Here is a 26,462-nt window from a genome sequence, read left to right on the forward strand (position 1 = left end):
TCCTCTTCGCCACGAATAGCCCCATGACCACCCTCGGCACGCCCCTTTCCCCTTCCGCCACCCGCGTGATGCTGCTCGGCTCCGGCGAGCTCGGCAAGGAGGTGCTGATCGCCCTCCAGCGCCTGGGCGTCGAGACCCTCGCGGTCGACCGCTACGAGAACGCGCCCGGCCAGCAGGTGGCCCACCACGCCCGTACCATCACGATGAGCGATCCGGCCCAGCTGAAGGCGCTGATCGAGGCCGAGAAGCCGCAGCTGGTGGTGCCCGAGATCGAGGCCATCGCCACCCCGATGCTGCAGGAGCTGGAGGACGCCGGCGTGGTGCGGGTGATCCCCACCGCCCGGGCGGCCCGCCTCACGATGGACCGGGAGGGCATCCGCCGCCTGGCCGCGGAGACGCTGGGCGTGCCGACCAGCCCCTACCAGTTCTGCGATTCCCTGGCCGAACTGCAGGCGGCGATCGACGGCGGGATCGGCTATCCGTGCATCGTCAAGCCCGTGATGAGCAGCTCGGGCAAGGGCCAGAGCAAGATCGACGGCCCGGCCGACGTCCAGAAGGCCTGGGACTACGCCATGGCCGGCGGCCGGGTCAGCCACGGCCGGGTGATCGTCGAGGGCTTCATCGATTTCGACTACGAGATCACGCTGCTGACCGTGCGCGCGCCCGACGCCGCCGGCGTGGTGCAGACGCAGTTCTGCGAGCCGATCGGCCATGTGCAGGTGAGCGGCGACTACGTCGAGAGCTGGCAGCCGCATCCGATGGCGCCGGCGGCCCTGCAGAAGGCCCAGCAGATCGCCCGGGCCGTCACCGCCGACCTCGGCGGCCAGGGCCTGTTCGGCGTCGAGCTGTTCGTCAAGGGCGACCAGGTCTGGTTCAGCGAGGTCAGCCCGCGGCCGCACGACACCGGCATGGTGACCATGGCGACCCAGTGGCAGAACGAGTTCGAGCTGCACGCCCGCGCGATCCTCGGGCTGCCGGTCGACACCACGCTCAAGAGCCCGGGCGCCAGCGCCGTGATCTATGGCGGTGTCGACGCCACCGGCATCGCCTTCGACGGCGTGGCCGAGGCGCTGGCGGTGCCGGGCGTCGACCTGCGGCTGTTCGGCAAGCCCGAGAGCTTCGTCAAGCGCCGCATGGGCGTCGCGCTGGCGCATGCGGCCGACATCGACACCGCGCGGCGCAACGCCAAGGAAGCCGCCTCGCGCGTGAAGCCGCGCAAGGCCTGATCGTCCCAACCCCGGAGCCATCCTGATGCTGCACCCCCAGGCCCAGGCCTTCATCGACCTCCTCGCGCAGCGCGGCGTGCCGCCCACGCACACGCTGACGCCGGCCGAGGCGCGCAAGTTCTACCGCGAGCGGCGCGCCCTGACCCAGCCCGATCCCGCCGAGGTGGCGCAGGTGCGCGAGCTGCAGGCCGACGGCCCGCACGGCCCGACTCCGCTGCGCCTCTATCGCCCGCTCGGCAGCGCCGCTACGGCGCTGCTGCCGGTGCTGGTGTACTACCACGGCGGCGGCTGGACCATCGGCGACCTCGACACCCACGACACGCTGTGCCGCGAACTCTGCAACGGCTCGGGCTGCGCGGTGGTGGCGGTCGACTACCGCATGGGGCCGGAACACCGCTTTCCGGCGGCGGTCGACGACGTGCTGGCGGCCACCCGCTGGGTGCGCCGCGAAGCGGCCGCGCTCGGGGTCGATGCTGAACGGCTGGCGGTGGGCGGCGACAGCGCGGGCGGCAACCTGGCGGCCGTGGTCGCGATCGCGGCGCGCGACGCCGGCGACCCGCCGATCGCCTACCAGTTGCTGATCTACCCGGCCACCGACATGCGCCGCGGCCATCCCTCGCACACCACCAACGGCCAAGGCTACGTGCTGACCAGCGACACCATCGGCTATTTCCACGACCACTACATCGCCGACGCGGCGCAGGACCTCGACTGGCGCGCCTCGCCGCTGCTGCGCGAAGACCTCGCGGGCCTGCCGCCGGCGCTGGTGCTCACCGCCGGCTACGACCCGCTGCGCGACGAGGGCCTGGACTACGCGCGGGCGCTGACCGCCGCCGGCAACCGGGCCAGCTGCGTCTGCTTCGAGCGCCAGATCCACGGCTTCATCACCATGGGCCGGCTGCTCGACGAGGCCAACACGGCGGTCTCGATCTGCGCCGCCGAACTGCGCCGCGCACTCCAGCCCTAAGGGAAAGTCCCCGCGCCATCGGCGACCCGGCGGGCGCCGTCCGCCGCTACGATCGACCGATGGCGCCGCCGGCCACCGGGCCGTCCGTCGCCCAGCGGAGGAGACGGCTTTGGTCAGCAGGCAAGCGAAGCATGCGCCGCGCGGCGACGACCGTGACGAGCGCCTCATGTGGATCACTCCGCAGCGCGTGTTCTACGCCGGGCTGCTGGGCGCGGCGGCCGAGCGCAGCATCGGCGGCCACGGCATCTACCTGTCGCCCACCGGTGCGCCGCTGCGCATCCGCATCGGCGGCGGGGCCTGGCAGCGCGGCGAGCTGATGGTGGTGCCGCCCCTGGTGCCGCACCAGATCGCGACCGAGCACCGCAGCATCCTCAGCCTGCTGATCGAACCCGAATTCGTCGACCCCGCGCAGCTGCCTGACTTCATGCAGCGCTGCGGGCCGGTCGATGCGCCGGCCTTCGTCCAGCGGGTGCGCGACGTCCATGCGCTGCTCGCCGCCGCGTCGGGGCGGGAGAGCTTCGAGCGCTTCGACTTCGACACGCTGCTGTTCGATGCGCCGCTGCCCCCGCGTGCGCTCGATCCGCGCATCCGCAGCGTGATCGAGCGCCTCAACGCCGACCCGGCGGCGCCGACCTCGGCCGAGCAATGCGCCGCCTCGGTGCGGCTGTCGTTCTCGCGCTTCCTGCATCTGTTCAAGCAGGAGACGGGCCTGACCTTCCGCGCCTTCAGGGCCTGGAAGCGGGCCCGCAGCCTGCTGCGCCACGTGCGCCAGAGTGCCACGCTGACCGACATCGCGCTCGACACCGGCTACCCGGACTCGACCCATTTCAGCCACTCGATCCGCCAGGTCTACGGCCTGCGCCCGAGCGACATCCTCGCCGGATCGCGGCGCCTCGCCGTGCACCAATGAGGCGCGCGCGGGGCGCCCGCGCGAACCCGATGCGGGTCAACCCTCTGCAGCGGGTGCACGAGTGGCCGCTATAAACCGCCAAACCCGAACGAGACACTTCTTCTTGCAAATCCTCCAGCTCCTGCTCTCCGGCATCGCACAAGGCTGCATCTACGGCCTGATCGCGCTGGGCTTCGTGCTGATCTACAAGGCCACCGAGACCGTGAGCTTCGCGCAGGGCGAACTCATGATGCTCGGCGCCTTCTGCGCCTTCGCCGGCATGTCGCTGTTCGGCCTGCCCTTCTGGCTGGCGGCGCTGCTGGCGGTGGCGGCGATGGTGGCCTTCGGCGTGCTGCTCGAACTGGTGGTGATCCGCCCGATCCTGGGGCAACCGCAGTTCTCGATCGTGATGCTGACCATCGGCATCGGCTACGTGGCGCGCGGCCTGGTGACCATGATCCCGGGCATCGGCACCGAGACCCACACGCTGCCGGTGCCCTACAAGGACCAGATCTGGAAGCTCGGCGAGCTGGTGGTCAACCTCGAGCAGCTGGCCATCATCGCCGCCACGGCCGTGCTGTGCGGGCTGCTGTTCGCGATGTTCCGCTACAGCAAGCTCGGCATCGCGATGCAGGCCTCGTCGCAGAACCAGCTGGCGGCCTACTACATGGGCATCCCGGTGAAGCGGCTCAACGGGCTGGTGTGGGGGCTGGCCGCGGCGGTGGCGGCGATCGCCGGCATGCTGCTGGCGCCGATCACCTTCGTGCACGCCAACATGGGCTTCATCGGCCTCAAGGCCTTCCCGGCCGCGGTGGTGGGCGGCTTCGGCAGCCTGCCGGGCGCGATCGTCGGCGGGCTGGTGATCGGCATCGTCGAGTCCTTCGCGGGCTTCTACCTGCCGGATGGCTTCAAGGACACGGCGCCCTACATCGTGGTGCTGGTCATGCTGATGGTCAAGCCCAACGGCCTGTTCGGCGAAAAGCTGCGCAAGAAAGTCTGAGGACGCCCCTTTCATGCGCTACATCTTCAAGACCAGCTACACGCAGGACATCGACCTCGCCAGGCATGGCGGCCACGTGTTCTGGTACAGCCTGCTCGGCGTGGCGCTGATCGCCGCGCCCTGGGTGGTGCCCGAGTACTGGCTGGCGCAGCTGACCTTCGTGCTGATCTACGGCATCGTCGGCCTCGGCCTGATGCTGCTGGCGGGCTTCACGGGCCAGTTCTCGATCGGCCATGCCGCATTCCTCGGCACCGGGGCCTACACGCAGGCGGTGCTGAGCAACATGGGGGTCCCGTTCCCGATCGCGCTGGTCGCGGCGGCGGCGCTGTCGGCTGCGGTCGGCGTGGTGGTGGCGCTGCCGGCGCTGCGCGTCAAGGGCATCTACCTCGGCATCGCGACACTGGCCTTCGGCTTCATCGTCGAGGAGGTGTTCGCGCGCTGGGAGAGCGTCACCGGCGGCAACTCGGGCCTGCACGTGAAGTCGGCCCGCCTGCTCGGCTGGGAGCTGAACTCGAGCGAGAGCTTCTACCTGGTGTGCCTGGTCATCGCGGTGCTGTGCACGCTGGCCATCCTGAACCTGTTGCGCTCGCCCACCGGCCGTGCCTTCGTCGCCATTCGCGATTCCGAGATCTCGGCGCAGAGCATGGGCATCCACCTGGCGCGCTACAAGACGATGTCCTTCGCGATCTCGGCCGCGCTGGCGGGCCTGGGCGGCGCGCTGTACGCCCACAAGCTGAGCTTCATCTCGCCCGACCAGTTCAACATCCTGCAGTCGATCGACCTGCTGCTGCTGGTGGTGATCGGCGGGCTGGGCTCGGTGCATGGCGCCTTCCTCGGTGCGATCTTCCTGATCGCGATGCCGCAGCTGATCGCGTCGGCCAAGGACTGGCTGCCCGAGGCCATCGGCCAGGCCCCCGGGCTGCAGGGCCTGGTGTACGGCCTGGTGCTGATCGCCTTCGTGCTGTTCGAGCCGCTCGGCCTCTACGGGCGCTGGCTCAAGGTGCGCACCTGGCTGCAGCTGTTCCCGTTCTACCGGCGCGGCCTCTTCAAGCGGCAGAAATCCTTCACCAAGTCGGACCGGCTCAGATGACGACTCCGGACATCCTTCTTTCCGCCCGGGACCTGAGCGTGCGCTTCGGCGGCGTGCTGGCGGTCAACAAGGTCAGCTTCGAGGTTCGACGCGGCGAGGTCTTCACGCTGATTGGGCCGAATGGCGCCGGCAAGACGACGGTGTTCAACCTGATCAGCCGCATCTACACGCCGACCACCGGCGAGATCTTCTGGCATGGCGGCGCGGCGCCGCTGGCGCTGACCGAGCAGGCGCCGCACGAGATCGCGGCGCTCGGCATCGCGCGCACCTTCCAGAACATCGAGCTGTTCGAGCACGCGACCGTGCTGCACAACCTGCTGATCGGCCGCCACACGCACCGCCAGACCGGTTTCTGGAGCGAGGTGTTCTTCACCCCCGCCACCCGTCGCGCCGAGATCGCGGCGCGCGAGAAGGCCGAGCAGGTGATCGACCTGCTCGACCTGCAGCACCATCGCGATTCGATGGTCGCGGGCCTGCCTTACGGCGTGCGCAAGGTGGTCGAGCTGGCGCGGGCGCTGTGCACCGAGCCCAAGCTGCTGCTGCTCGACGAGCCTTCGTCCGGCCTCAATGTCGAGGAAACGGCCGACATGGCGTTCTGGATCCAGGACATCCAGCATGAACTCGGCATCTCGGTGCTGATGGTGGAACACGACATGTCGCTGGTGTCGAAGGTGTCGGACCGGGTGCTGGCGATGAACATGGGCGAGGCGCTGGCTTCGGGGACGCCTTCGGAGGTGCAATCGGATGCGCGGGTGATCGAGGCCTATCTGGGGACCGTCGACGACGTGAGCAGCCTGCGGAGGGTTGCATGAGCGACGTCGTCCTCCAACTGCTCAACGTCGAAAGCGCCTACGGCCCCATCAAGGCCATCCGCGGCGTCAGCCTCAAGGTGCGCGCCGGCGAGATCGCCACGGTGCTGGGCTCCAACGGCGCCGGCAAGACCACCATCCTCAAGACCATCTCCGGCATCATCGACCCGCGCAAGGGCAGCATCGAATTCAAGGGGCAGAACATCACGGCCCAGGACCCGGCCCGCATCGTGCAGCAGGGCCTGAGCCATGTGCCCGAGGGCCGCGAGGTGTTTCCGCTGCTGTCGGTCAGGGACAACCTCGTGATGGGCGCCTACACCCGCAAGGATCGCGACGGCGTCGCGCGCGACATCGAGACCGTGTTCGGCTACTTCCCGATCCTCAAGGAGCGCGCCACGCAGGACGCCGGCCTGCTGTCGGGCGGCCAGCAGCAGATGCTGGCGATCTCGCGCGCCATCATGGCGGCGCCGCACCTGATCCTGCTCGACGAGCCCAGCCTCGGCCTGTCGCCGAAGCTCACCAAGGAGATCTTCGAGATCGTGGTGCGCATCAACCGCGAGCGCGGCACCACCATCCTGCTGGTCGAGCAGAACGCCAACATGGCGCTCAATGCCGCCGACTACGGCTATGTGCTCGAGAACGGCCGCATCGTGATGGAAGACACCTGCGAGCGCCTGCGCGAGAAGGAAGACATCAAGGAGTTCTACCTCGGCCTCAAGGACGACGGCGTGCGCGGCGAGCGGCGCTGGAAGAAAAAGAAGACCTGGAGATGACCAAGAACGCCATGCACGCCAAGGCACCCGCGGGCCTCTGGGACCTCGACCGCATCCAGTCGCGCACCGACATCGTGGTGCCCGGCGAGACCATGGCCGCGATGTTCTGGAACGCCGCCCGCCTGCGCGGCGACCAGGTCTGGATGCGGCAGAAGAAGCTCGGCATCTGGCGCAGCTGGAGCTGGAAGCAGACCGCCGACGCGGTGGCCGAGATCGCCGGCGGCCTGATGGCGATCGGCTTCGCGCCGCACGCGTGCGCATCGATCCTGTCGAACACCGTGATCGAATGGGTGCTGTGCGACCTCGCGGTGCTCAGCTGCGGCGGCGTCGCCAACGGCATCTATCCGACCGACGCCGCCTCGCAGGTCAACTACCTTTGCGAGGACTCGCGCACCACCGTGCTCTTCGTCGAGGACGACGAGCAGCTCGACAAGGCGCTCGAAGTGCGCGCCGCACTGCCGCTGCTGCGCAAGATCGTGGTCTTCGACATGGAAGGCCTGCGCGACCTGCACGACGCCGACGTCATCAGCCTCGATGCGCTGCGCGCGCTCGGCCGCGAGTACCTGCTGGCCCACCCGCAGGAACTCGCGCAGCGCGTGGCCGCCTGCCGGCCCGACGACCTGGCGATCCTGGTCTACACCTCGGGCACCACGGGCAAGCCCAAGGGCGCGATGCACAGCCACCGCGGCCTGGTCTACACCACGCGGGGCTACAACACGCTGGTGGCGCAGGACGAGCAGGACGAGCGCATGTGCTTCCTGCCGCTGTGCCACATCGCCGAGCGCATGGGCGGCGAGTACTTCGCGATGTACACCGGCTCGATCCTCAACTTCGTCGAGAACCCCGAGACCGTGCCCGAGAACGTGCGCGAGATCGCGCCCACCGTATTCACGGCGGTGCCGCGGGTGTGGGAGAAGTTCTATTCGGGCGTGATGATCGCGCTCAAGGAGGCCAGCCGCGTGCAGCAGGCCGCCTACGCCTGGAGCATCGGCGTCGGCACCGAGATCGCCGACCGCGTGCTGGCCGGCCGGCCGGTCGGCACCGCCTTGCGATGCAAGTTCCGGATCGCGCGCTGGCTGGCGCTGGACAACGTGCGCAAGCTGATCGGCATCCACCGCGCGCGCTTCCTGGTCACCGGCGCGGCGCCGATCTCGCCCGAGCTGGTCAAGTGGTATCTCGCGCTCGGCGTGCCGATGCTCGAGGTCTGGGGCATGACCGAGTCCTGCGGCGCCGCCACCGGCGTGCCGGCGGCGCGCATCAAGCCCGGCGCGATCGGGCCCGCCGCCGGCTACAACGAGGTCCGCATCGATCCCGACACGGGCGAGATCCTGGTGCGCGGCACCAACGTCTTCATGGGCTACCTGAACCTGCCCGAGAAGACCGCCGAGACCATCGACGCCCACGGTTGGCTGCACACCGGCGACGTCGGCACGGTCGACGAGGACGGGTATTTCCGCATCACCGACCGCATGAAGGACATCATCATCACGGCAGGCGGCAAGAACATCACGCCGAGCGAACTCGAGAACGAACTCAAGTTCAGCCCCTACATCACCGACGCCGTGGTGATCGGCGACGCCCGGCCCTACCTCACCGTGATCGTCATGATCGACCAGGAGAACGTCGAGAAATTCGCCCAGGACCACGACGTGCCTTTCAGCAACTACCAGAGCCTGACGCGCGCGCAGGAGGTCCAGGACCTGATCCAGGCCGAGCTCGACCGCGTCAACGCCAAGTTCGCTCGGGTCGAGCAGATCAAGAAGTTCTTCCTGCTCGAGACCCAGCTCAGCGCCGAGGACGAGGAGCTGACCCCGACCATGAAGCTCAAGCGCAAGCTGGTGCAGACCAAGTACGCCGAGCGGATCGACGCCATGTACGCATAGCCATTCTTTCGCCAACCTAGAGGAGACTCCGTATGAAGACCCAGACATTGATCCCCCTGGCCGCTGCGGCCGGTCTCGCGCTGGGCTCCGGCCTGGCCGCCGCGCAGCAGCAGGGCGTGAGCAAGGACGAGATCCGCATCGGCACCATCCAGGATCTCTCGGGCCCGCTGGCCGGCTTCGGCAAGCAGTCGCGCAACGGCATGCAGCTGGCGGTCGACGAGCTCAACGAGCAGGGCAGCGTGCACGGCCGCAAGCTCAAGCTGTTCGTGGAGGATTCGGGCTACGACCCCAAGAAGGCGGTGCTGGCGGCGCAGAAGCTGGTCAACCAGGAAAAGATCTTCATCATGGCGGGCCACATCGGCACGGCGCAGAACATGGCGGCGATGCCGGTGCAGTTCGAGAAGAACATCGTCAACTTCTTCCCGATCACGGCCGCGCGCGAGATGTACGAGCCGCTCAACCGGCTCAAGTACTCGTTCGCCGCGACCTACTACGACCAGATCCGGATCGCGCTGCCGAAGCTGGTCAAGGACAAGGGCGCCAAGAAGGTCTGCACCATCTACCAGGACGACGAGTTCGGCCTCGAGGTGCAGCGCGGCGCCGAGGCCGGCCTCAAGGCGGCCGGGCTGGAGCTCACCGAAAAGACTTCGTTCAAGCGCGGAGCGACCGACTTCTCGTCGCAGGTGGCGAAGATGAAGGCCGCCAACTGCGACCTGGTGGTGCTGGGCACGATCATCCGCGAGACCATCGGCACCGTGGGCGAGGCCCGCAAGACCGGCTTCAACCCGACCTTCCTCGGCTCCAGCGCGGCCTATACCGACCTGATCCACAAGCTCGGCGGCAAGCCGATGGACGGCGTCTACGCCACCATGACGGTTCAGAACCCCTACACCGACGAGCAGTCGCAGCCGCTGCGCTTCTGGGCCAACAAGTACAAGACCAAGTTCAACGAGGACCCGACCGTGTTCTCGGTCTACGGCTATTCGATCATCCAGGACTTCATCCAGGCTGCGAACAAGGCCGGGCCGAGCCTGACCACCGACAGCTTCATCAAGGCGATGGACGGCAGCACCTTCGAGCCCGACATCTTCGGCAGCCCGAAGATGACCTTCAGCGCCACCAAGCGGCTCGGCAACGACCAGTCGCGGCTGTCGCAGATCGTGGATGGCAAGTGGAAGGTGGTGTCCGACTACCTCGCGCCTTGAGCGATTCTTCCGCCCAACAAAAAACCGCCCGAGGGCGGTTTTTTCATTCCGGCTGAGAGCCGCTCATTCCTCGACGAAGGCTTCTTCTCGTTTCGCCTTGATCGACGGCAGCAGCACGATCCCGAGCAGCAGGCAGGCGGCGACCAGCAGGCCGGCCGACAGCGGCCGGGTCACGAACACGGCCCAGCTGCCGCGCGACAGCAGCAGCGCGCGGCGCAGGTTCTCTTCCATCATCGGCCCCAGGATGAAGCCCAGCAGCAGCGGCGCCGGCTCGGTCCGCAGCTTGATGAAGAGATAACCGATGAAGCCGAAGGCCGCCACCATCCAGATGTCGAAGGTGTTGTTGTTGGTCGAGTAGACGCCGATGGCGCAGAACAGCACGATCGCCGGGAACAGGAACTTGTAGGGCACCGTCAGCAGCTTGATCCACATGCCGATCAGCGGCAGGTTCAGGATGATCAGCATCGCGTTGCCGATCCACATCGAGGCGATCAGGCCCCAGAACAGCTCGGGGTTGCTGGTCATGACCTGCGGACCCGGCTGGATGTTGTGGATCGTCATCGCGCCGACCATCAGCGCCATCACGGCGTTGGGCGGGATGCCCAGCGTGAGCAGCGGGATGAAGGAGGTCTGGGCACCGGCGTTGTTGGCCGACTCGGGCGATGCCACGCCGCGGATGTTGCCCTTGCCGAACGGCACTTCGCCCGGCCGCATGCGGATCTTCTTCTCGAGCGCGTAGGCCGCGAACGAAGCCAGCAGCGCGCCGCCGCCGGGCAGGATGCCCAGCGCGGAGCCCAGGGCCGTGCCGCGCAGCACGGCCGGCGCCATGCGCTTGAAGTCGTCCTTGGTCGGGAACAGGCCCTTGACCTCGGAGGTGAACACCTCGCGCTCCTCGTCGGGCTGCGACAGGTTGCCGATGATCTCGCCGTAGCCGAACACGCCCATGGCGATGACGACGAAGCCGATGCCGTCGGTCAGTTCGGGGACGTCGAAGCTGAAGCGCGCCACGCCCGAATTCACGTCGGTGCCGACGATGCCGAGCAAGAGCCCCAGCACGATCATCGCGACCGCCTTGAGCAGCGAGCCCGAGGCCAGCACCACGGCGCCGATCAGGCCCAGCACCATCAGCGAGAAGTATTCGGCCGGGCCGAACTTGAAGGCCAGTTCGGTCAGCGGCGGCGCGAAGGCGGCCAGGATCAGCGTGCCGACGCAGCCGGCGAAGAAGGAGCCCAGGCCGGCGGCCGCCAGCGCGGGACCCGCCCGGCCCTGCCTGGCCATCTGGTAGCCGTCGATGCAGGTCACGACCGAGGACGATTCGCCCGGCAGGTTGACCAGGATGGCGGTGGTGGAGCCGCCGTACTGGGCGCCGTAGTAGATGCCGGCCAGCATGATCAGGGCCGACACCGGGGGCAGCGCGTAGGTGGCCGGAAGCAGCATCGCGATGGTGGCGACCGGGCCGATGCCCGGCAGCACGCCGATCAGCGTGCCCAGGATGCAGCCCACCAGGCAGTACAGCAGGTTGGTGAAGGTGAAGGCGACGCCGAAGCCGATCGCGAGGTTGTGGAACAGTTCCATGGCGACAGGTCTCCTCAGCCCGAAATGAAGGTGGGCCAGACCTGGATCTGCAACTTGAGCGCCCAGATGAACGCCACGTAGCTGCCTGCCGCCAGGATGGTCGAGAGAATCAGCACGTCGCGCAGCTTGAAGTGCTCGCCCGCGAGGCTGGAGATGATGGTGAGCGCGTAGATCGCGATGATCATGCCCATGGCCGGCACGCCGATGCTCGGCAGGCCGCCCAGCAGGACCCCGAAGGCGAGGTTGGCGGCGATCACGAAGAAGAGCGGCTTCCAGGCCCATTTGCCGATCGGGTCGCCGTCGATGGTCTCGACCACCATCGACTGGAACATCACGGCGGCGCCCAGCAGCGCCAGCAGGATGCCCAGCATCAGCGGGAAGTAGCCGGGCCCCATGCGGGCTCCGTCGCCGATGTTGTAGCTGGTGGCGCCGACGGCGAACGCCGCCCCCGTCGCCGTGAACATGACCCCTGAATAGAAGTCCGCCTGACTCTTGATGCGCATTGTCTCGACCCTCTTTGATGTGCCTTCGAGGGTCGTCGCCGAAGCCTGACGGCTGACTGACCGGGGCGGTACGGACTTCCACGTAGCCGGGCCGGCGCAGCAACGAAAAAGGCTCCCGAAGGAGCCTTTGTTCAGCTGAAAGCCGAGGGGTGCTTAGTAGCCGCCGCGGCCACCGCCGCCGCCGCCGTAGCCGCCGCCACCGCCGCTGCGGCCACCGCCGCCGCCGCCGTAGCCGCCACCACCGCCGCCGCCGCCGTAGCCGCCGCCACCGCTGCGGCCACCACCGCCGCCGAAGCCGCCGGGCGAACGGGGCTCCATCGGACGGGCTTCATTGACGGTCAGGCTGCGGCCGTCGAGTGCTTGGCCGTTCAGGCCTTCGATGGCAGCCAGCGCTTCCGCGTCGGTGCCCATTTCGACGAAGCCGAAGCCCTTGGAGCGACCGCTGTCGCGTTCCATCATGACCTTGGCGCTGGCGACCGAGCCGTACTGGCTGAAAGCCTGTTCGAGGTCGTTGTCGCGGATGGAGTAGGCGAGGTTGCCCACGTAAAGTTTCTTGCCCATGGAGGGACTCCTAATCAAACCAAAAAAACAAAGCGATGGAGTCCCAGAATCACAACAAACAAATGGCGCTGTGGCGCGAAACTGACCGATCACCGGTTCACGAATCCGGCATGGAATTGCCTGAAACGCTTCGGCATTGTCAGGCACAAAGGAACTTTTGGGTAAATTTCTTCTTGAAATTTCAGGCTATTTGATGCTGCAACGCAAAAAAAGAGACGAATTCAACCCGGAGGCCGGCGTCGGAGGGGGTTCAGCAGCGCTTTCAGGCCGTTGTGGTCGATCTCGTGCATCAGGCCCAGCAGGCGGCCGATCTCGCCGGGCGGGAAGCCTTCGCGGGCGAACCAGGTGAGGTAGTTGCCGGGCAGGTCGGCGATCAGGCGGCCCTTGTACTTGCCGAAGGGCATTTCGAGGCGCACGAGCTTTTCCAGGTCTTCCGGGTTCATGGTGGCTATGCTCCTCGATCTCGGCGGCAGTTGCCGCCCGTTCGTTCAACGGCCCTTCGCGGGGCCCTCCGCTCATGCCATTCCATTCGCTGGGACTCGATCCTTCCCTGGTGCGGGCCGCCGCCGACAAGGGCTACCTCGCGCCCACGGCCATCCAGGTGGCGGCCATTCCGGCGATCCTCCAGGGCCGTGACCTGCTGGGCGCCGCCCGGACCGGTTCGGGCAAGACGGCCGCATTCTCGCTGCCCCTGCTGCAGCGGCTCGCGGGCGCGGGGCGCCAGCAGCCGCGCCGGCTGCAGGCGCTGGTCCTGGTGCCGACGCGCGAGCTGGCGGCGCAGGTGGGCGAATCCATGCGCAGCCTGGCGCAGCACCTGCCGGTGCCGATGCGCATCGCGGTGGCCTTCGGCGGCGTCTCGGTCAACCCGCAGATGATGGCGCTGCGCGGCGGCGCCGACGTCATGGTCGCCACGCCCGGGCGCCTGCTCGACCTGCTCGAGCGCCGCGCGCTGCGGCTGTCGTCGGTGTCGACCCTGGTGCTCGACGAGGCCGACCGGCTGTTCGACCTCGGCTTTGCCGAGGAACTGGGGCGCATCCTGGCGCTGCTGCCCGAGCGGCGCCAGAACCTGTTGTTCTCCGCCACCTTCCCGCCGGCGATCGAGTCGCTGGCCGAGCGCCTGCTGAGCAATCCGGTGCGGGTCGAAGCGCAGGACGAACCGGTCGGCGAGCCCGCCGCCATCCAGCAGCGGGCGATCGAAGTCGATGCCGGCCGCCGCACCCAGCTGCTGCGCCAGCTGGTCAAGGGCAGCGGCTGGACCCGGGTGCTGGTCTTCGTCGCCACCAAGCACGGCGCCGAGATGGTGGCCGACAAGCTGCGCCGCGCCGGGGTCGAGGCCGAGCCTTTCCATGGCCTGCTGAGTCAGGGCAAGCGCACGCAGGTGCTGGCCGACTTCAAGGCCTCCCGGGTGCAGGTGGTGGTCGCCACCGACCTGGCGGCCCGCGGCATCGATGTCGCGCAGCTGCCGGTGGTCGTCAACTACGACCTGCCGCGCTCGGCGGTCGACTACGTGCATCGCATCGGCCGCACCGGCCGGGCGGGCGCCAGCGGCGTCGCGGTGAGCTTCGTGAGCGCGGCCAGCGAGGCGCATTTCCGGCTGATCGAGAAGCGCCAGGGCCTCAACGTGCCGCGCGAGCGGGTGGCCGGCTTCGAGCCGGCCGAGGCGCCGCCGCCCGCGCCGGCGGGCGAGCCGGGCACCGGCGGCATCAAGGGCAAGCGGCCGAGCAAGAAGGACAAGCTGCGCGCGCTGCAGGCGCCGGCCGGCACGCTGGCGCGCGAACGGTAGGCGTCCCAGGCGCCGCCTTCACTCGCGCGGCGGCCGCTTGGCGATCCCCATCGTCTTCGCGAGGATCCCCAGCATCACCTCGTCGGCGCCGCCGGCGATCGAGGCCAGCCGGCCGTCGCGGTACAGGCGCGAGACCCGGTTGTCCCAGGTGAAGCCCATGCCGCCCCAGAACTGCAGGCAGGTGTCGGCCACCTCGCGGGTGAGCCGGCCGGTCTTGAGCTTGGCCATCGAGGCCAGCTCGGTCACGTCCTGGCCCTGCACGTAGAGGTCGCAGGCGCGGTAGGTGAGGGCGCGCAGGGCCTCGACCTCGGTCTTGAGCTCGGCCAGCTTGAACTGCACCCACTGCTGGTCGGCCAAGGTGCCGCCGAACAACTTGCGCTGCTGCGCCCATTCGATGGTTTCGGCGATGCAGTCGTCGAGCGGCACCAGCGAACTCGCCGCGCACCACAGGCGCTCTTCCTGGAACTGCTGCATCTGGTAGACGAAGCCCTGGCCCTCCTCGCCGATGCGGTAGCGCTGCGGCACCCGCACCTCGTCGAAGTAGATCAGGCCGGTGTCGCTCGAATGCATGCCGATCTTGCGGATCTTCTGCGCCTTCTCGATGCCGGGGCTGTCCATGGGCACCAAGACGAGCGACTTGTTGCGGTGCACCGGGCCGTCGCTGGTGTTGACCAGCATGCACATCCAGTCGGCCTGCAGGCTGTTGGTGATCCACATCTTCTGGCCGCTGATGAGGTAGTCGCCGCCGTCCTTGCGGGCGTGGCTCTTGAGGCCGGCGACGTCGCTGCCGGCGCCCGGCTCGCTGACGCCGATGCAGCCGACGGTCTGGCCGGCGATGGCCGGCGCCAGGAATTCGCTGCGCAGTTCGTCGCTGCCGAAGCGCGCCAGCGCCGGGGTGCACATGTCGGTCTGCACGCCAATGGCCATCGGCACGCCGCCGCAGCGCACGTGGCCGAGCGCCTCGGCCAGCGCCATGGCGTAGGAATAGTCGAGGCCGGCACCGCCGTAGGCCTCGGGCTTGTTGAGCCCGAGCAGGCCGAGGGCGCCCAGGCCGGCGAACACCTCGTGCGCCGGAAAGGCCTCGTCGGCCTCCCAGGCGTCGACGTGCGGATTGATCCGCTCGTCGATGAAGCGGCGCATCGTCTTCTGGATCTCGAGGTGTTCGTGCGTGTAGTTCAAGTCCGGTCTCCGGTCGTGGCGGCGGTCAGTGTCGGCCACTCTAGGGCGCGCCGGCCGCGCGCGCTTGCGGCAAGTGGCTAGGAGGGCCGCCCACGCCGGTGTCAGCGCTGCGGCCGGATCCGGTACAGCGCGTTGTTGCGGTCGGCCGTCATGTAGATCGTGCCGTCGCTGCCGACCGCGACGCCGGTGGGCACGTAGGGCGGCGGCATGCCGGGGCCGGGCTCGAGGCCGATCGGCAGGTTGTCGGCCACGGTGCGGCGGGTGCCGCCGACCGGGTCGATCTCGACCAAGCGCCGGGCCGCGGTCTCGGCCACGATGAAGCTGCCCCACGGCGTCTGCGCCACGCCTTCGGGCATCGCCAGCCCTTCGGCCACCGGGCGCAGCGGCGCGCTGGCGTCGAGCGGGATGCGGGTCAGCTTGCCCGCGGCCTCGGTCACGTAGAGCGCGCCGTCGCGCCCGAGGATCATCTGCACCGGGCCGCCGAGGCCGCTGGCCAGCACCTGCCGATCCTCGAACTTCGGGCCGCTGGCGCGGGTCACGCTGCCGGTCGCGAGCTCGGCATAGACCACGCTGCCGTCGGCCATCGGGATCGCATCGACCGGCGCCTTCAGCCCGTGCAGCATGCCGGTGGTCTTGAGCGTCTTGCGGTCGACCAGCTGCACCGTGCTCGTGAACCAGGAGGTGAGCGCGAAGTGCGTGGCCGAAAGGCCGACCGCGAACGGGTATTCCAGCGCGGGGTCGCGCTGCATGCGGAAGATGTCGCGCACCGCCCCGGTGCTGGCATCGACCTGGCGGAAGCCGAAGATGTCGGCCACCCAGAGGTCGTTGCCGTCGATCTTGAGGCCCGCCGGCACTGCCAGCTTGCCGCCGGTGAGCAGCCGCAGTTCGCCGGTCGCGGGGTTGAAGGCCTCGACCGAGTTGTCGGCCATGTTCGAGACGTAGATGGTCCCCTCGGGCGCGATCGCCAGGTTGTCGAGCGAAGGCTTGAGCTGCCTGGCGACCGTCTTGCGGCCGCTCGCGAGCTCGACCCGCACCAGTTCGCCGCTGCGCGCATCGACCACCCACAGGTTGCCCTTGCCATCGAGGTTGGCGGCCGCCGGGATCTGGAAGCCGTCGGCGATCACGGTCAGGCTGCCGTTGGCCGGATCGATCTTCACCACCTGGCCCTTGAACCACAGCGGGCCGTAGAGCATGCCGTCGGGGCCGACCTCGAAGCCGTTGAAGCCGCCCATGTCTTTCTTGATCAGGCGCGGCGGCTTCTGGCCGGCGGGATCGATCTCCCACAGGGCGTCGCCGAGGAACACCTGCGATGCATAGAGCTTGCCGTTGCGGCGGTCGAAGTCGAGCGAGTTGAGGCCCGGCAGGTCCTTGGCGACCACGCGCATCGGCGCCGTGTCGCTGTCGCGCATGCGCAGCGCGCCCACGAGGTAGTTGGTCCAGGCCAGCTCGCCCTTGGGGCCGACGGCGATGTCGTCGGCCTGGCCCTCGGGGCCCTTGACCAGCACGCGGGCGGCGCCGCTCTGGCGGTCGACCTCCCACAGGGTGTTGCCGACCACCGAGCCGGCCAGCAGCCGGCCCTTGCCGTCGACCGCCAGGCCGTGCACGCCGGCGAAGGACGAGGGCGCGACGATCGCTTCGGGGGGCGCCCAGGCGGCCGGGCGGGTCGGTGGCGCGACGGTGGTGCAGGCGCCGAAGGCGAGTGTGGACGCCAGCAGGGCGCCGCTCAGGATGCGGTTCATGTCGTCTCCTCGTTGTGACCGGACCCTAACAGCGCAGGCCTGCTTTGCAGTCACGCATGAGACAAGCCGCGGTCAGGCCTTGAAGCGCTTTCGGGTCAATCCCAGGGCGACCCAGTAGGCCGCCACCGTATAGGCCACCAGCACCAGCGCGTGCTGCCACCAGTCGGCCGGCCACTGGTCCATGAAGAGCGGCCGCACCAGCGCCACCGCATTGGACAGCGGCAGCCAGGCGGCGACCGTGCGCACCACGCCCGGCAGCTGCTCGAGCGGAAAGAAGACGCCCGACAGGAACATCATCGGCGTCATGAACAGCGTGAAGTAGTAGGTGAAGAAGTCGTAGCCCTTGGCCAGCGCGTTGAAGATCAGCGCGATGCACGAGAAGGTGATGCCGACGCCGACCAGCACGAACCACGCGACCACCAGCTTCGGGCTGTGGCTGATGCCCAGCGCCAGCATCACCAGCATGATCGCGGTGGTGGTGAAGATCGCCTTGAAGCCGGCCCACAGCATCTCGGCCAGCACCACGTCGTCGAGCCCGACCGGCGCGTTCATGATGCCGTCCCAGGTCTTCTGCACGTGCATGCGCGAGAAGGCCGAGTAGAGCGCCTCGAACGACGCCGCGTTCATCGCGCTCATGCAGACCGAGCCGCTGGCCAGGAACAGGATGTACGGCACGGTGGTGCCGCCGACCTGCACCTCGCCGACCAGCGCGCCCATGCCGTAGCCGAAGGCCACCAGCCAGATCAGCGGCTCGGCGATGTTGCCGATCAGGCTCGGGATCGCCAGCTTGCGCCACACCAGCAGGTTGCGCAGGAACACCGGCCACCAGCGCATCGAGGGCTCGGGCGGGCGCCAGACCGAAGGCGCCGCCTGCACGGGAGTGGTCATTGCGTTCGCGTTCATCTAGCCATCCTCGCGGATCTGGCGGCCGGTGAGCTTGAGGAACAGGTCCTCGAGGTTGGCCGGCCGGTGAAAGGTGCGCAGCCCGCTGCGGTCGCCGAGCGCCGCCATCAGCCCGCGCGCATCCTGGGTGTAGAAGAACGCGGTCTCGCCACTGACCTCGACCCGGGCCGCGAAGTCCTTCAGCGGCGACTGCGCGAGTTCGAGCGCGCCGTCGCCGTACAGCTCGACCACGTCGGGTTCGAGGTGCTCGGCGATCAGGTCGCGCGGCCGCCCCTCGGCGATCTTGCGGCCATGGTCGAGCACCAGCAGCCGCGAGCACAGCCGCTCGGCCTCGTCCATGAAGTGGGTCGTGAGAAGGATCGACTTGCCCTGCTGCAGCAGCACCTGCAGCCGCTCCCACATCAGGTGCCGCGCCTGCGGGTCGAGCCCGGTGGTGGGCTCGTCGAGCATCAGCAGCTTCGGGTCGTTGACCAGCGCGCGCGCCAGCGAGAGCCGCCGCCGCATGCCGCCCGAGAGCTCGCCCGGCTTGGCGTCGGCCTTGTGCGAGAGCGCCGCGAACTCGAGCAGCTGCGGGATGCGCGGCGCGATGTCGCGGCGGCGCATGCCGAAGTAGCGCGCGTAGACCATCAGGTTCTCGGCGCAGCTGAAGTCGGGGTCGAGCGTGTCGAACTGGCTGACCACGCCGAGCTGGGCCTTGATGGCGCGCGCATCGTGCGGCATCGACAGGCCGCCGAGCGCCTCGATGCGGCCGGCGTCGGGCGCCGTGAGCCCGAGGCACATGCGGATGGTGGTGGTCTTGCCGGCGCCGTTGGGGCCGATGACGCCGAGGCATTCGCCGGGCGCGATCTCGAAAGACAGGTCGTCGACCACCGTGGTGTCGCCGTAGCGCTTGCGCAGGTGGCTGGCGTGGAAGAGGGGATTCGGCACCGGCGCATTGTGGCGCAAGCGCGGCGCAGCCCTGGTCAGAGCCGCAGGCCGCTGAACTCCTGCTTCATCCAGTCGATGAAGGCGCGCGTGCGCGCCGGCAGCAGGCGCGCATGCGGGTAGATCACGCTAACGGGCCGCGGTGGCGGCTCGAAGTCCTCGAGCACGATCTCGAGTCGCTTCTGCGCCACCATCGGCAGCACCTGGTAGGAGAAGAAGTTGCCGAAGCCCATGCCCGCAGCGCAGGCCTCGACGGCGGGCGCGATGTGGTTGAACTCCAGGTTGCCCTGCGTCGGGACGGCGATCGCGCGACCTTCGTCGCGGAACCGCCAGGGGCCGATGGTGGTGGGATAGATGCGCACGCAGTTCGCCGCCAGCAGTTCGCGCGGGTGCCGGGGCCTGCCATGCCGGCGCAGATAGTCGGGGCTCGCGACCACCACGCGGCGGATGCTGCCCAGTTGCTGCGCCACCAGCGAGGAGTCGTCGAGTGCGCTGATCCGGATGCCGACGTCGACGCCTTCTTCCAGCAGGTTCACCGGCCGGTCGTGCAGCAGGACGGTGCAGCGCATCTTGTCGTAGCGCTGCAGGAAGCGAACGATCGCGGGCGATACGTACATGTGGCCGAAGAGGACCGGCGCGGTCACGGTGAGTTGTCCGGTGGGCTCGGTCGCGTCGAGCGTGAGCGCGCGGTCGGCCGCATCCGCTGTGGCCAGCACCTCGCGTGCGCTCTGCAGGTAGGTGCGGCCTTCGGAGGTGAGCGAGATGCGGCGCGTGGTGCGGTGGAACAGCCGCACGCCCAGATGCGCTTCGAGCGCGGCGAGCGAGCGCACCACCGCGGGCAGGGAACTGCCCTGCGCATCGGCGGCCTTGGTCAGGCTGCCCTGCTCGGCGATCTGCACGAAGGTCTGCATGGCTTTCAAGCGATCCATCGCGCGATTAGACCGGAAAACGCAGCAGTCATATGCAGAGCGGGCCATTACTCCGCCATGGGCAACAACCAACAATCGATGCATTCCTTCGAAACCCAGGAGAAAGTCCCATGACAGCACCCCGCCCCGCCGCGCCGATCAAGGTCTTCAGTTCGGCGATCTCCGGCCACTCGCACCGCGTTCGACTGTTCCTGTCGCTGCTCGGCCTGCCCTTCGAGACCTGCGAGGTCGATCTGCGGGCCGGCGAACAGAAGCGCCCCGACTTCCTGCGCCGCAACGCCTTCGGCCAGGTCCCGGTGATCGAGGATGGCGATGTCACGGTCTGCGATTCCAACGCCATCCTGGTGTACCTCAACGAGCGCTATGCGGCCGTTCCGGCGCGCTGGCTCCCCCGCGAGGGCCTGGCCGCGGCCCAGGTCCAGCGCTGGTTGTCGGTGGCGGCGGGGCAATTGGCGACCGGGCCGTCGGTGGCCCGCGTGATCGTGCTGTTCGGCCTCGACCGCGACCCGGCCGATGCCATCGCGCGCTCGCACGACCTGCTGCGCGTGATGGACGGCGAACTGGCGACGCGCCCCTTCCTGGCTGGGGCGTCGGCGACCCTGGCCGATGTCGCCAACTACAGCTACGTGGCGCACGCGCCGGAAGGCAACGTGTCGCTCGAGCCCTATCCCCAGGTGCGCGCATGGCTGGCGCGGATCGAGGCGCTGCCGGGCTTCGTGCCGATGGTGGCTTCGCGCATCGGGCTGGCTGCATGAACGCGATCCCGACCCCCTGGCACGAGGGCGAACGCGCCATGCAGTCGCTCGCCGGCGTGCGCGAGCGGATGGAAGCCTTCGGCACGCGCGTGCTGCGCGACCACATGCCCGACCAGCATCGGGACTTCTTCGCCCAGTTGCCGTTCCTGGTCGTCGGCAGCCTGGATGCGGCCTCGCAACCGTGGGCCAGCGTGCTGGCGGCGCCGCCGGGCTTCGCGCATTCGCCCGATCCGCGGCGCTTGCGCATCGACACCCTGCCCGCGGACGGCGATCCGCTGGCGCAGGCCCTGGCGCCCGATGCACCGATCGGCCTGCTCGGCATCGAGCCGCACACGCGCCGGCGCAATCGCATGAACGGTTTGGTGGCGAGCGTCGACGGCGCCGGCTTCTCGGTCGACGTGCAGCAGAGCTTCGGCAACTGCCCCAAGTACATCCAGGCCCGCGAGCCGGTCTTCGTGGCCAGTGCGCCGCTGGCGGCGGCGCCGCAGTGGACCGATCGCCTCGACGCCGCGGCGCGGCGCCTGATCGGCCAGGCCGACACCTTCTTCATCGCCACCTCGCACCCGGCGGCCGGGCGGGGCGGCGCGGCGCAGGGGGTGGACGTCTCGCACCGGGGCGGCCGGCCGGGCTTCGTGCGGGTGAGCGGCGAAGGCATGCTGACCGCGCCCGACTTCGTCGGCAACGCGTTCTTCAACACGCTGGGCAACATCGCCGTGAATCCGCGTGCCGGGCTGCTGTTCATCGACTTCGAGCGCGGCGATCTGCTGCAACTCGCGGTGACGGCGCAGGTGGACTGGGACGGGCCCGAGCTGGCCGCCTTCGCGGGCGCCGAACGCCTGCTGCGGATGCAGGTGGTGTCGGTGCTGCACCGGCCGGCCGCGCTGCCGCTGCGCTGGGGCCGGGCCGCGCCGTCGCCCTTTCTCGCCCCCACCGGGCATTGGCCCGAAGTCGCCTGAAGCTCAGTGGAAGACCGGGATGCGCGCATTGACCGACGGCCGGTAGTGCCAGCCGCGCCGCAGCAGCGCATCGGTGCCGAGCCCCTCGGCCAGCAGCGCCTGCAGGCCGGCGGCCGCCACGGTGCAGGCCAGCGCCTGCCCTGGGCAGGCATGGCGGCCGTGGCCGAAGCCCAGCGAGCGCCGGTCGGTCCGCATCATCTCGAAGGTCGCGGGGGCGGGGTTGAGGGCCGGGTCGCGGTTGGCGGCCGCCAGCACCAGCAGCACGGCATCGCCCGGCGCCAGCGCCTGGCCCGCCACCGTGGTCGGCGCCGCGACGAAGCGCCGCGTGTTGTGGACCGCGGGGTCGTGGCGAGCGACTTCCGCCACCAGCAGGGGCATCAGGTCCAGCCGGTCGCCGATCTTCCGGCGCAGGCCCGGTTCCCGCGCCAGCGCGGCCAGGCCGTTGCCCAGCAGGCCGGCCGTGGCTTCGCAGGTCTGCGACAGCAGGCCCACCAGGTTGGCGCGCAGCGCCCGCGACAGGGGCGACGGCGCGTCGGCCTGCACGCTCGCGAGCAGGCTGCCGGCGCGGGCCGGCCGGGCTGCGACCAGCCCTTCGAAGCGGTCCATGAGCCGGGCGGCGGCGACGCTGGCCGACGCCAGCTGGCCGTTGCTCGACAGGGGCGAGAGGCAGGCGACGAAGTCGCGGGTCCATTGCGCGAGCTGCGGCAGTTCGCCGTCGGCGAAACCGAGCAGCTGCGCCACCGCACTGACCGGCAGCGCGAAGGCTCGGTCGGCCAGCGTCATGGCGGGCATGGCGGCGGCGACGCGCAGCGTGGCCGCGTGCGCCGCCGCGAGGTCGACCCCCGCGAGCGCGCGCTGCAGCAGCGGCTTGTGGGCCGTGTGCAGCGGGCCGTCGTTCATGCGCACCAGCAGGCCGAACAGCTCGCCGGCCGGCGTGCCCGCGATGGCGCGCGGCACCGCCTCGGCCGCTGGCCGCACGCGCAGCGCCTCGTTGGCGAAGATCTCGTGCAGCACTTCGGCGCGGCTGGCGATCCAGAGCTTCAGCCTCGGGTCGAAGAGCAGCGCCGGCCCGCTGCGCAGGCCGGCGTACCAGGGGTAGGGGTTGCCGTGGGTCACGGCGGCGATCGCGTCGGTGGGCGGTGCAATGCAATTCATGCCCCGCAGTCTGGACTTTTCATGCCGACACGCTTCGTCTACGATCGAAATATGGATGCCGCCTCCACCGCCGATTCCCATCTCTCGCGCCTGGCGAGCGCGATCGCCGAGCCCGCGCGCTCGCGCATGCTGTGCTGTCTCATGGACGGCCATGCCCGCACCGCGACCGACCTCGCCGCCGTCGCCGAGGTCGCGGCGTCCACCGCCAGCGCGCACCTGGCGCGCCTCAAGGAGCAGCGGCTGGTCCATGCGGTGGCGCAGGGCAAGCACCGCTATTTCCGGCTCGCGGGGCCCGAGGTGGCGGCCGCGCTCGAGGGCCTGCTGGTGGTGGCCGGCGCGCCGCGCGGCGAGTTCCGCCCGACCACGCCCAGCCGGCTGCGCGCCGCGCGCACCTGCTACGACCACATGGCCGGCAGCGCCGGGGTGGCGCTGCACGACAGCCTGCATGCCCAGGACTGGCTGCGGGCGACGTCCGAGGGCGGCGACTACGTGCTCACGCCGGCGGGCGCCCTGGCCCTCGAGAGCCTGGGCCTGGACGTGGCGCAGGCGCGCGCCGCCCGGCGCCGCTTCGCCTGTGCCTGCCTCGACTGGAGCGAGCGCCGGCCCCACCTGGGCGGTGCGCTGGGGGCGGCCTGCCTGCAGCTGTCGCTGCGCCGCGGCTGGGTGCGGCAGGACCTCGACGGCCGGGCGCTGGCCCTGACGCCCAAGGCCGCGCGCGAGATGCCGGAGCTGTTCGGGCTGGCCTGAGCGTCTGTCGGCCTACTGGAACGCCACTTCGGCGAAGCTGCGCAGCTTGCGGCTGTGCAGCCGGCTGGAGCCTTCCTGGCGCAGGATGTCGATCGCCGCCATGCCGATGCGCAGGTGCTGCTCGACCCGTTCGCGGTAGAACTGGTTGGCCATGCCCGGCAGCTTGATCTCGCCATGCAGCGGCTTGTCGCTCACGCACAGCAAGGTGCCGTAGGGCACCCGGAAGCGGAAGCCGTTGGCCGCGATGGTGGCGCTTTCCATGTCGAGCGCGACCGCCCGGCTCTGGCTGAAGCGCCGCTGCGGCTGGTTGCCCGGCAGCAGCTCCCAGTTGCGGTTGTCGGTGCTGGCCACGGTGCCGGTGCGCATGATCTTCTTGAGCTCGGTGCCCTGGGTGCCGGTGACCTCGGCCACCGCCTTCTCCAGCGCCAGCTGGATCTCGGACAGCGCCGGGATCGGCACCCACAGCGGCAGCTCCTCGTCGAGCACGTGGTCCTCGCGCACATAGGCGTGCGCGAGCACGTAGTCGCCCAGCTGCTGCCCCTGGCGCAGGCCGGCGCAGTGGCCGAGCATGACCCAGGCGTGCGGCCGCAGCACCGCCACGTGGTCGGTGATGGTCTTGGCGTTGGCCGGCCCGACGCCGATGTTCACCATGCTGATGCCGGTGCAGTCCTCGCGCACCAGGTGGTAGCCGGGCATCTGCGGCAGGCGCGGCGGCGGCGTGCCCTGCGAGCCGTCGAGCAGCTCGCCGTACAGCGTGCTCGAACCCGCCGCCAGCCCGCGTCGCCGCGTGACCACGTTGCCGGGCTCGATGAAGGCGATGTACTCGCTGTGCTCGTCGGTCATGGCCTCGTGGCCGAGGCGCACGAACTCGTCGATGTAGAACTGGTAGTTGGTGAACAGCACGAAGTTCTGGAACCACTCGGGCGCCGTGCCGCTGTAGTGGCGCAGCCGGTGCAGCGAGTAGTCGACCCGCGCCGCCGTGAAGAGCGACAGCGGCTGCGCCTCGCCGGCCTTGGCCTCGTAGGTGCCGTTGGCGATGCCGTCGTCCATCGCGCCGAGGTCGGGGAGGTCGAACACGTCGCGCATCAGCGCCCGGCGCTCGGCGCTCATGGTGCCCTCGATGTGGTCGTTCTCGGCGAAGGAGAAATGGATCGGGATCGGCTGCGTGCTGGTGCCGATCTCCAGTTCGACCTGGTGGTTCTCGAGCAGCAGGCGGAACTGGTCGCGGTAGTAGCGCGAGAACAGGTCGGGCCGGGTCAGCGTGGTCTCGAAGCGGCCGGGCCCGGAGACGAAGCCGTAGCTCAGCCCGGCATTGGCCGCCGGCGTGCGGCGCGAGACGGTGTGGGTGTGGACCCGCACGAAGGGGTAGCAGGCCCGCACCCGGCCCGGCAGGCTCTCGCCGGCCACGAAGCGCAGCATCGCGTTGCGCAGGTGCTGCAGGCCGCCGTTGTAGATCAGGCGGACTTGCTCGAGGGCGGCATCGGGATCGGTGAAGCGGGCGGGCGCGATGAAGGCGGGCATGTAGGGCATGAAGCCATTGTGGCTCAGCCCGGCATCGGTTCGCGCATCGTCACGAACTCCTCGGCCACCGTCGGATGGACGCCGATGGTGCTGTCGAACATCGCCTTGGTGGCGCCCGCGCGCATGGCGACCGCGAAGCCCTGCACGATCTCGCCGGCGTCGGGGCCGACCATGTGCAGGCCGACCACGCGGTCGCTGGCCTTGTCGACGATCAGCTTCATGAAGGTGCGCTCGGCGCTGCCCGACAGCGTGTGGCGCAACGCGCGGAATTCGCTCGAATACAGCGTGACCGCGCCGAACTTCGCGCGCGCGGCGGCCTCCGTGTAGCCGCAGCTGCCGATGTTCGGGTGGGTGAAGACGGCGGTCGGCGTGTAGTCGTAGTCGAGCTGGCGCTTGCCGCTGCCGAACAGCGCATCGACCACCACCATCGCCTCGGCCAGCGCCACCGGCGTGAGCTGCTGCCGGGTCGACACATCGCCCACCGCGTAGACCGAGGGCACCGAGCTGCGGTAGCGCGCATCGACCTCGACCCGGCCCTGGGCATCGAGCGCGATGCCGGCCGCCTCCAGGCCCATGCCCTGGGTGTTCGGCACCCGGCCGGTGGCGAACAGGATCGTGTCGGCCTCGACCCGCTGGCCGCGCGACAGGATCGCGCAGAGGCCGCTGTCGAGGCGGCGGATCGAGGCGATCTCGGTGTTGAAGCGGATGTCGACGCCGGTGCGCCGCATCTCCTTGGCCAGGAATTCGCGGATGTCTTCGTCGAAATCGCTCAGCAGGTGCGCACTGCGCTGCAATTGGACCACCTCGGCGCCGAGGCCGTTGAAGATCGATGCGAACTCGCAGGCGATGTAGCCGCCGCCCACCACCAGCAGCCGCTTCGGGAAGGGGTCGAGGTCGAACATCGCATCGGAGACGACGACGTGTTCGCGGCCGGGCAGCTCGGGCACGAAGGGCATGCCGCCAGTCGCAAGCAGCACGTGCTGGGTGGTGAAGCGGCGCTCGCCGACCTGGACCGTATGCGCATCCGCCAGCTGCGCCCAGCCGTGGACCAGGGTCGCGCCGGCGCCTTCCAGCAGGCTGCGGTAGACCTCGTTGAGGCGCTGGATCTCGCGCGCCCGGTTGCTTTTCAGGCGCTTCCAGTCGAATCGGCGTTCGCCCAGGTCCCAGCCGAAGCCAGCGGCCTCCTCGAAGGCCTCGGCGTAACCGGCGGCGTAGCTGTAGAGCTTCTTGGGAATGCAGCCGACGTTGACGCAGGTGCCGCCCAGTTCCGCGCATTCGGCCACCGCCACGCGGGCGCCGCGCTGGGCGGCCATGCGGGCGGCGCGCACGCCGCCGCTGCCGCCGCCGATGACGAACAGGTCGAAGTCGTAGGTGCGCATGGAAACTCCTT

25 protein-coding genes are annotated in these 26,462 nt (G+C 69.5%); 13 read left to right on the plus strand and 12 right to left on the minus strand.

Annotated elements, in window-relative coordinates; translation table 11 throughout:
* Nucleotides 1-23: 23 nt before the first annotated feature.
* The 9 genes from purT to QTI33_RS14035 all read left to right on the plus strand — a co-directional run bounded on the left by purT (nucleotide 24) and on the right by QTI33_RS14035 (nucleotide 9,842).
* Nucleotides 24-1,226 carry a formate-dependent phosphoribosylglycinamide formyltransferase gene (purT, locus tag QTI33_RS13995; RefSeq protein ID WP_286506617.1) on the plus strand — a complete coding sequence of 401 codons (1,203 nt, stop codon included), beginning with the start codon at nucleotides 24-26 and terminating at the stop codon, nucleotides 1,224-1,226.
* A 25-nt stretch (nucleotides 1,227-1,251) separates the two neighbouring features.
* Nucleotides 1,252-2,193, plus strand: coding sequence for a LipP1 family hormone-sensitive lipase (gene lipP1, locus QTI33_RS14000; RefSeq protein WP_286506618.1), 942 nt, complete (start codon nucleotides 1,252-1,254; stop codon nucleotides 2,191-2,193).
* Nucleotides 2,194-2,359: 166 nt separating this feature from the next.
* On the plus strand, nucleotides 2,360-3,103 hold the full coding sequence (locus tag QTI33_RS14005; protein ID WP_286506851.1) for a helix-turn-helix domain-containing protein: 744 nt from the start codon (nucleotides 2,360-2,362) through the stop codon (nucleotides 3,101-3,103).
* Nucleotides 3,104-3,206: 103 nt separating this feature from the next.
* A complete protein-coding gene (locus QTI33_RS14010) occupies nucleotides 3,207-4,082 on the plus strand; it encodes a branched-chain amino acid ABC transporter permease (RefSeq protein ID WP_286506619.1) in 876 nt (291 codons plus the stop codon).
* A gap of 13 nt (nucleotides 4,083-4,095) precedes the next feature.
* Nucleotides 4,096-5,172 (plus strand): branched-chain amino acid ABC transporter permease, encoded by a 1,077-nt coding sequence (locus QTI33_RS14015; RefSeq protein WP_286506620.1) that lies wholly within the window; start codon nucleotides 4,096-4,098, stop codon nucleotides 5,170-5,172.
* Nucleotides 5,169-5,984, plus strand: a complete 816-nt coding sequence (locus tag QTI33_RS14020) for an ABC transporter ATP-binding protein (RefSeq protein WP_286506622.1) — start codon at nucleotides 5,169-5,171, stop codon at nucleotides 5,982-5,984. The genes QTI33_RS14015 and QTI33_RS14020 overlap by 4 nt, the downstream gene beginning before the upstream one ends.
* Complete coding sequence (locus QTI33_RS14025) at nucleotides 5,981-6,754, plus strand: ABC transporter ATP-binding protein (RefSeq protein WP_286506623.1); 774 nt, start codon at nucleotides 5,981-5,983, stop codon at nucleotides 6,752-6,754. The genes QTI33_RS14020 and QTI33_RS14025 overlap by 4 nt, the downstream gene beginning before the upstream one ends.
* Nucleotides 6,751-8,637, plus strand: a complete 1,887-nt coding sequence (locus tag QTI33_RS14030; RefSeq protein WP_286506624.1) for an AMP-dependent synthetase/ligase — start codon at nucleotides 6,751-6,753, stop codon at nucleotides 8,635-8,637. Before QTI33_RS14025 ends, QTI33_RS14030 begins: the two co-directional genes overlap by 4 nt.
* 32 nt (nucleotides 8,638-8,669) lie before the next feature.
* Nucleotides 8,670-9,842: an ABC transporter substrate-binding protein gene (locus QTI33_RS14035; protein ID WP_286506626.1), complete on the plus strand. Its 1,173-nt coding sequence runs from the start codon at nucleotides 8,670-8,672 to the stop codon at nucleotides 9,840-9,842.
* 63 nt (nucleotides 9,843-9,905) lie between these two features.
* On the opposite strand, the gene QTI33_RS14040 is transcribed toward QTI33_RS14035, so the two are convergent.
* The 4 genes from QTI33_RS14040 to QTI33_RS14055 all read right to left on the minus strand — a co-directional run bounded on the left by QTI33_RS14040 (nucleotide 9,906) and on the right by QTI33_RS14055 (nucleotide 12,924).
* On the minus strand, nucleotides 9,906-11,417 hold the full coding sequence (locus QTI33_RS14040) for a tripartite tricarboxylate transporter permease (RefSeq protein WP_286506628.1): 1,512 nt from the start codon (nucleotides 11,415-11,417) through the stop codon (nucleotides 9,906-9,908).
* A 14-nt stretch (nucleotides 11,418-11,431) separates the two neighbouring features.
* Nucleotides 11,432-11,920, minus strand: a complete 489-nt coding sequence (locus tag QTI33_RS14045) for a tripartite tricarboxylate transporter TctB family protein (protein WP_286506630.1) — start codon at nucleotides 11,918-11,920, stop codon at nucleotides 11,432-11,434.
* Between the two features lie 153 nt (nucleotides 11,921-12,073).
* Nucleotides 12,074-12,481 (minus strand): RNA-binding regulator, encoded by a 408-nt coding sequence (gene rbp / locus QTI33_RS14050; RefSeq protein ID WP_286506633.1) that lies wholly within the window; start codon nucleotides 12,479-12,481, stop codon nucleotides 12,074-12,076.
* 221 nt (nucleotides 12,482-12,702) lie between these two features.
* Nucleotides 12,703-12,924 carry a DUF3820 family protein gene (locus QTI33_RS14055; protein ID WP_286506634.1) on the minus strand — a complete coding sequence of 74 codons (222 nt, stop codon included), beginning with the start codon at nucleotides 12,922-12,924 and terminating at the stop codon, nucleotides 12,703-12,705.
* 74 nt (nucleotides 12,925-12,998) lie between these two features.
* Between QTI33_RS14055 and QTI33_RS14060 the strand changes: the two genes are divergently transcribed.
* The gene (locus tag QTI33_RS14060; protein WP_286506635.1) at nucleotides 12,999-14,264 is read left to right on the plus strand and encodes a DEAD/DEAH box helicase; all 1,266 of its coding nucleotides are present in this window, start codon (nucleotides 12,999-13,001) and stop codon (nucleotides 14,262-14,264) included.
* A gap of 18 nt (nucleotides 14,265-14,282) precedes the next feature.
* On the opposite strand, the gene QTI33_RS14065 is transcribed toward QTI33_RS14060, so the two are convergent.
* The 5 genes from QTI33_RS14065 to QTI33_RS14085 form a co-directional block, all read right to left on the minus strand.
* Complete coding sequence (locus tag QTI33_RS14065) at nucleotides 14,283-15,443, minus strand: acyl-CoA dehydrogenase family protein (RefSeq protein ID WP_286506636.1); 1,161 nt, start codon at nucleotides 15,441-15,443, stop codon at nucleotides 14,283-14,285.
* 101 nt (nucleotides 15,444-15,544) lie between these two features.
* A complete protein-coding gene (locus tag QTI33_RS14070) occupies nucleotides 15,545-17,182 on the minus strand; it encodes an NHL repeat-containing protein (RefSeq protein ID WP_286506638.1) in 1,638 nt (545 codons plus the stop codon).
* Nucleotides 17,183-17,254: 72 nt separating this feature from the next.
* Nucleotides 17,255-18,085, minus strand: a complete 831-nt coding sequence (locus QTI33_RS14075; RefSeq protein ID WP_286506640.1) for an ABC transporter permease — start codon at nucleotides 18,083-18,085, stop codon at nucleotides 17,255-17,257.
* Entirely contained in the window at nucleotides 18,086-19,012 is a 927-nt protein-coding gene (locus tag QTI33_RS14080) for an ATP-binding cassette domain-containing protein (RefSeq protein WP_286506641.1), read from the minus strand.
* Nucleotides 19,013-19,047: 35 nt separating this feature from the next.
* The gene (locus QTI33_RS14085) at nucleotides 19,048-19,938 is read right to left on the minus strand and encodes a LysR family transcriptional regulator (protein ID WP_286506642.1); all 891 of its coding nucleotides are present in this window, start codon (nucleotides 19,936-19,938) and stop codon (nucleotides 19,048-19,050) included.
* Nucleotides 19,939-20,048: 110 nt separating this feature from the next.
* Here QTI33_RS14085 and QTI33_RS14090 point away from each other — a divergent pair, with 110 nt between their 5' ends.
* Together QTI33_RS14090 and QTI33_RS14095 are read left to right on the plus strand one after the other, a co-directional pair.
* Nucleotides 20,049-20,693: a glutathione S-transferase family protein gene (locus tag QTI33_RS14090; protein WP_286506644.1), complete on the plus strand. Its 645-nt coding sequence runs from the start codon at nucleotides 20,049-20,051 to the stop codon at nucleotides 20,691-20,693.
* Entirely contained in the window at nucleotides 20,690-21,649 is a 960-nt protein-coding gene (locus QTI33_RS14095) for a pyridoxamine 5'-phosphate oxidase family protein (protein ID WP_286506647.1), read from the plus strand. The genes QTI33_RS14090 and QTI33_RS14095 overlap by 4 nt, the downstream gene beginning before the upstream one ends.
* Nucleotides 21,650-21,652: 3 nt before the next feature.
* On the opposite strand, the gene QTI33_RS14100 is transcribed toward QTI33_RS14095, so the two are convergent.
* Nucleotides 21,653-22,804, minus strand: a complete 1,152-nt coding sequence (locus tag QTI33_RS14100; protein WP_286506650.1) for a cytochrome P450 — start codon at nucleotides 22,802-22,804, stop codon at nucleotides 21,653-21,655.
* A gap of 21 nt (nucleotides 22,805-22,825) precedes the next feature.
* Between QTI33_RS14100 and QTI33_RS14105 the strand changes: the two genes are divergently transcribed.
* Nucleotides 22,826-23,551, plus strand: a complete 726-nt coding sequence (locus QTI33_RS14105; protein WP_444814844.1) for an ArsR/SmtB family transcription factor — start codon at nucleotides 22,826-22,828, stop codon at nucleotides 23,549-23,551.
* 12 nt (nucleotides 23,552-23,563) lie between these two features.
* Here the strand turns inward: QTI33_RS14105 and QTI33_RS14110 are convergent, their stop codons facing one another.
* Together QTI33_RS14110 and gorA are read right to left on the minus strand one after the other, a co-directional pair.
* The gene (locus QTI33_RS14110; RefSeq protein ID WP_286506652.1) at nucleotides 23,564-25,081 is read right to left on the minus strand and encodes an AMP nucleosidase; all 1,518 of its coding nucleotides are present in this window, start codon (nucleotides 25,079-25,081) and stop codon (nucleotides 23,564-23,566) included.
* Nucleotides 25,082-25,095: 14 nt separating this feature from the next.
* The gene (gene gorA / locus QTI33_RS14115; protein WP_286506654.1) at nucleotides 25,096-26,451 is read right to left on the minus strand and encodes a glutathione-disulfide reductase; all 1,356 of its coding nucleotides are present in this window, start codon (nucleotides 26,449-26,451) and stop codon (nucleotides 25,096-25,098) included.
* Nucleotides 26,452-26,462 lie beyond the last annotated feature (11 nt).

Origin of the sequence: Variovorax davisae (assembly GCF_030316845.1) — a bacterium.
Taxonomy (GTDB): domain Bacteria; phylum Pseudomonadota; class Gammaproteobacteria; order Burkholderiales; family Burkholderiaceae_C; genus Variovorax; species Variovorax davisae.

Coding starts and splice junctions, on each gene's coding strand:
- purT (WP_286506617.1), top strand. CDS start 24: ATGACCACCCTCGGCACGCCCCTTTCCCCTTCCGCCACCCGCGTGATG.
- lipP1 (WP_286506618.1), top strand. CDS start 1,252: ATGCTGCACCCCCAGGCCCAGGCCTTCATCGACCTCCTCGCGCAGCGC.
- QTI33_RS14005 (WP_286506851.1), top strand. CDS start 2,360: ATGTGGATCACTCCGCAGCGCGTGTTCTACGCCGGGCTGCTGGGCGCG.
- QTI33_RS14015 (WP_286506620.1), top strand. CDS start 4,096: ATGCGCTACATCTTCAAGACCAGCTACACGCAGGACATCGACCTCGCC.
- QTI33_RS14020 (WP_286506622.1), top strand. CDS start 5,169: ATGACGACTCCGGACATCCTTCTTTCCGCCCGGGACCTGAGCGTGCGC.
- QTI33_RS14025 (WP_286506623.1), top strand. CDS start 5,981: ATGAGCGACGTCGTCCTCCAACTGCTCAACGTCGAAAGCGCCTACGGC.
- QTI33_RS14030 (WP_286506624.1), top strand. CDS start 6,751: ATGACCAAGAACGCCATGCACGCCAAGGCACCCGCGGGCCTCTGGGAC.
- QTI33_RS14035 (WP_286506626.1), top strand. CDS start 8,670: ATGAAGACCCAGACATTGATCCCCCTGGCCGCTGCGGCCGGTCTCGCG.
- QTI33_RS14040 (WP_286506628.1), bottom strand. CDS start 11,417: ATGGAACTGTTCCACAACCTCGCGATCGGCTTCGGCGTCGCCTTCACC.
- QTI33_RS14045 (WP_286506630.1), bottom strand. CDS start 11,920: ATGCGCATCAAGAGTCAGGCGGACTTCTATTCAGGGGTCATGTTCACG.
- rbp (WP_286506633.1), bottom strand. CDS start 12,481: ATGGGCAAGAAACTTTACGTGGGCAACCTCGCCTACTCCATCCGCGAC.
- QTI33_RS14055 (WP_286506634.1), bottom strand. CDS start 12,924: ATGAACCCGGAAGACCTGGAAAAGCTCGTGCGCCTCGAAATGCCCTTC.
- QTI33_RS14060 (WP_286506635.1), top strand. CDS start 12,999: ATGCCATTCCATTCGCTGGGACTCGATCCTTCCCTGGTGCGGGCCGCC.
- QTI33_RS14070 (WP_286506638.1), bottom strand. CDS start 17,182: ATGAACCGCATCCTGAGCGGCGCCCTGCTGGCGTCCACACTCGCCTTC.
- QTI33_RS14075 (WP_286506640.1), bottom strand. CDS start 18,085: ATGAACGCGAACGCAATGACCACTCCCGTGCAGGCGGCGCCTTCGGTC.
- QTI33_RS14085 (WP_286506642.1), bottom strand. CDS start 19,938: ATGGATCGCTTGAAAGCCATGCAGACCTTCGTGCAGATCGCCGAGCAG.
- QTI33_RS14090 (WP_286506644.1), top strand. CDS start 20,049: ATGACAGCACCCCGCCCCGCCGCGCCGATCAAGGTCTTCAGTTCGGCG.
- QTI33_RS14095 (WP_286506647.1), top strand. CDS start 20,690: ATGAACGCGATCCCGACCCCCTGGCACGAGGGCGAACGCGCCATGCAG.
- QTI33_RS14100 (WP_286506650.1), bottom strand. CDS start 22,804: ATGAATTGCATTGCACCGCCCACCGACGCGATCGCCGCCGTGACCCAC.
- QTI33_RS14105 (WP_444814844.1), top strand. CDS start 22,826: ATGCCGACACGCTTCGTCTACGATCGAAATATGGATGCCGCCTCCACC.
- QTI33_RS14110 (WP_286506652.1), bottom strand. CDS start 25,081: ATGCCCTACATGCCCGCCTTCATCGCGCCCGCCCGCTTCACCGATCCC.
- gorA (WP_286506654.1), bottom strand. CDS start 26,451: ATGCGCACCTACGACTTCGACCTGTTCGTCATCGGCGGCGGCAGCGGC.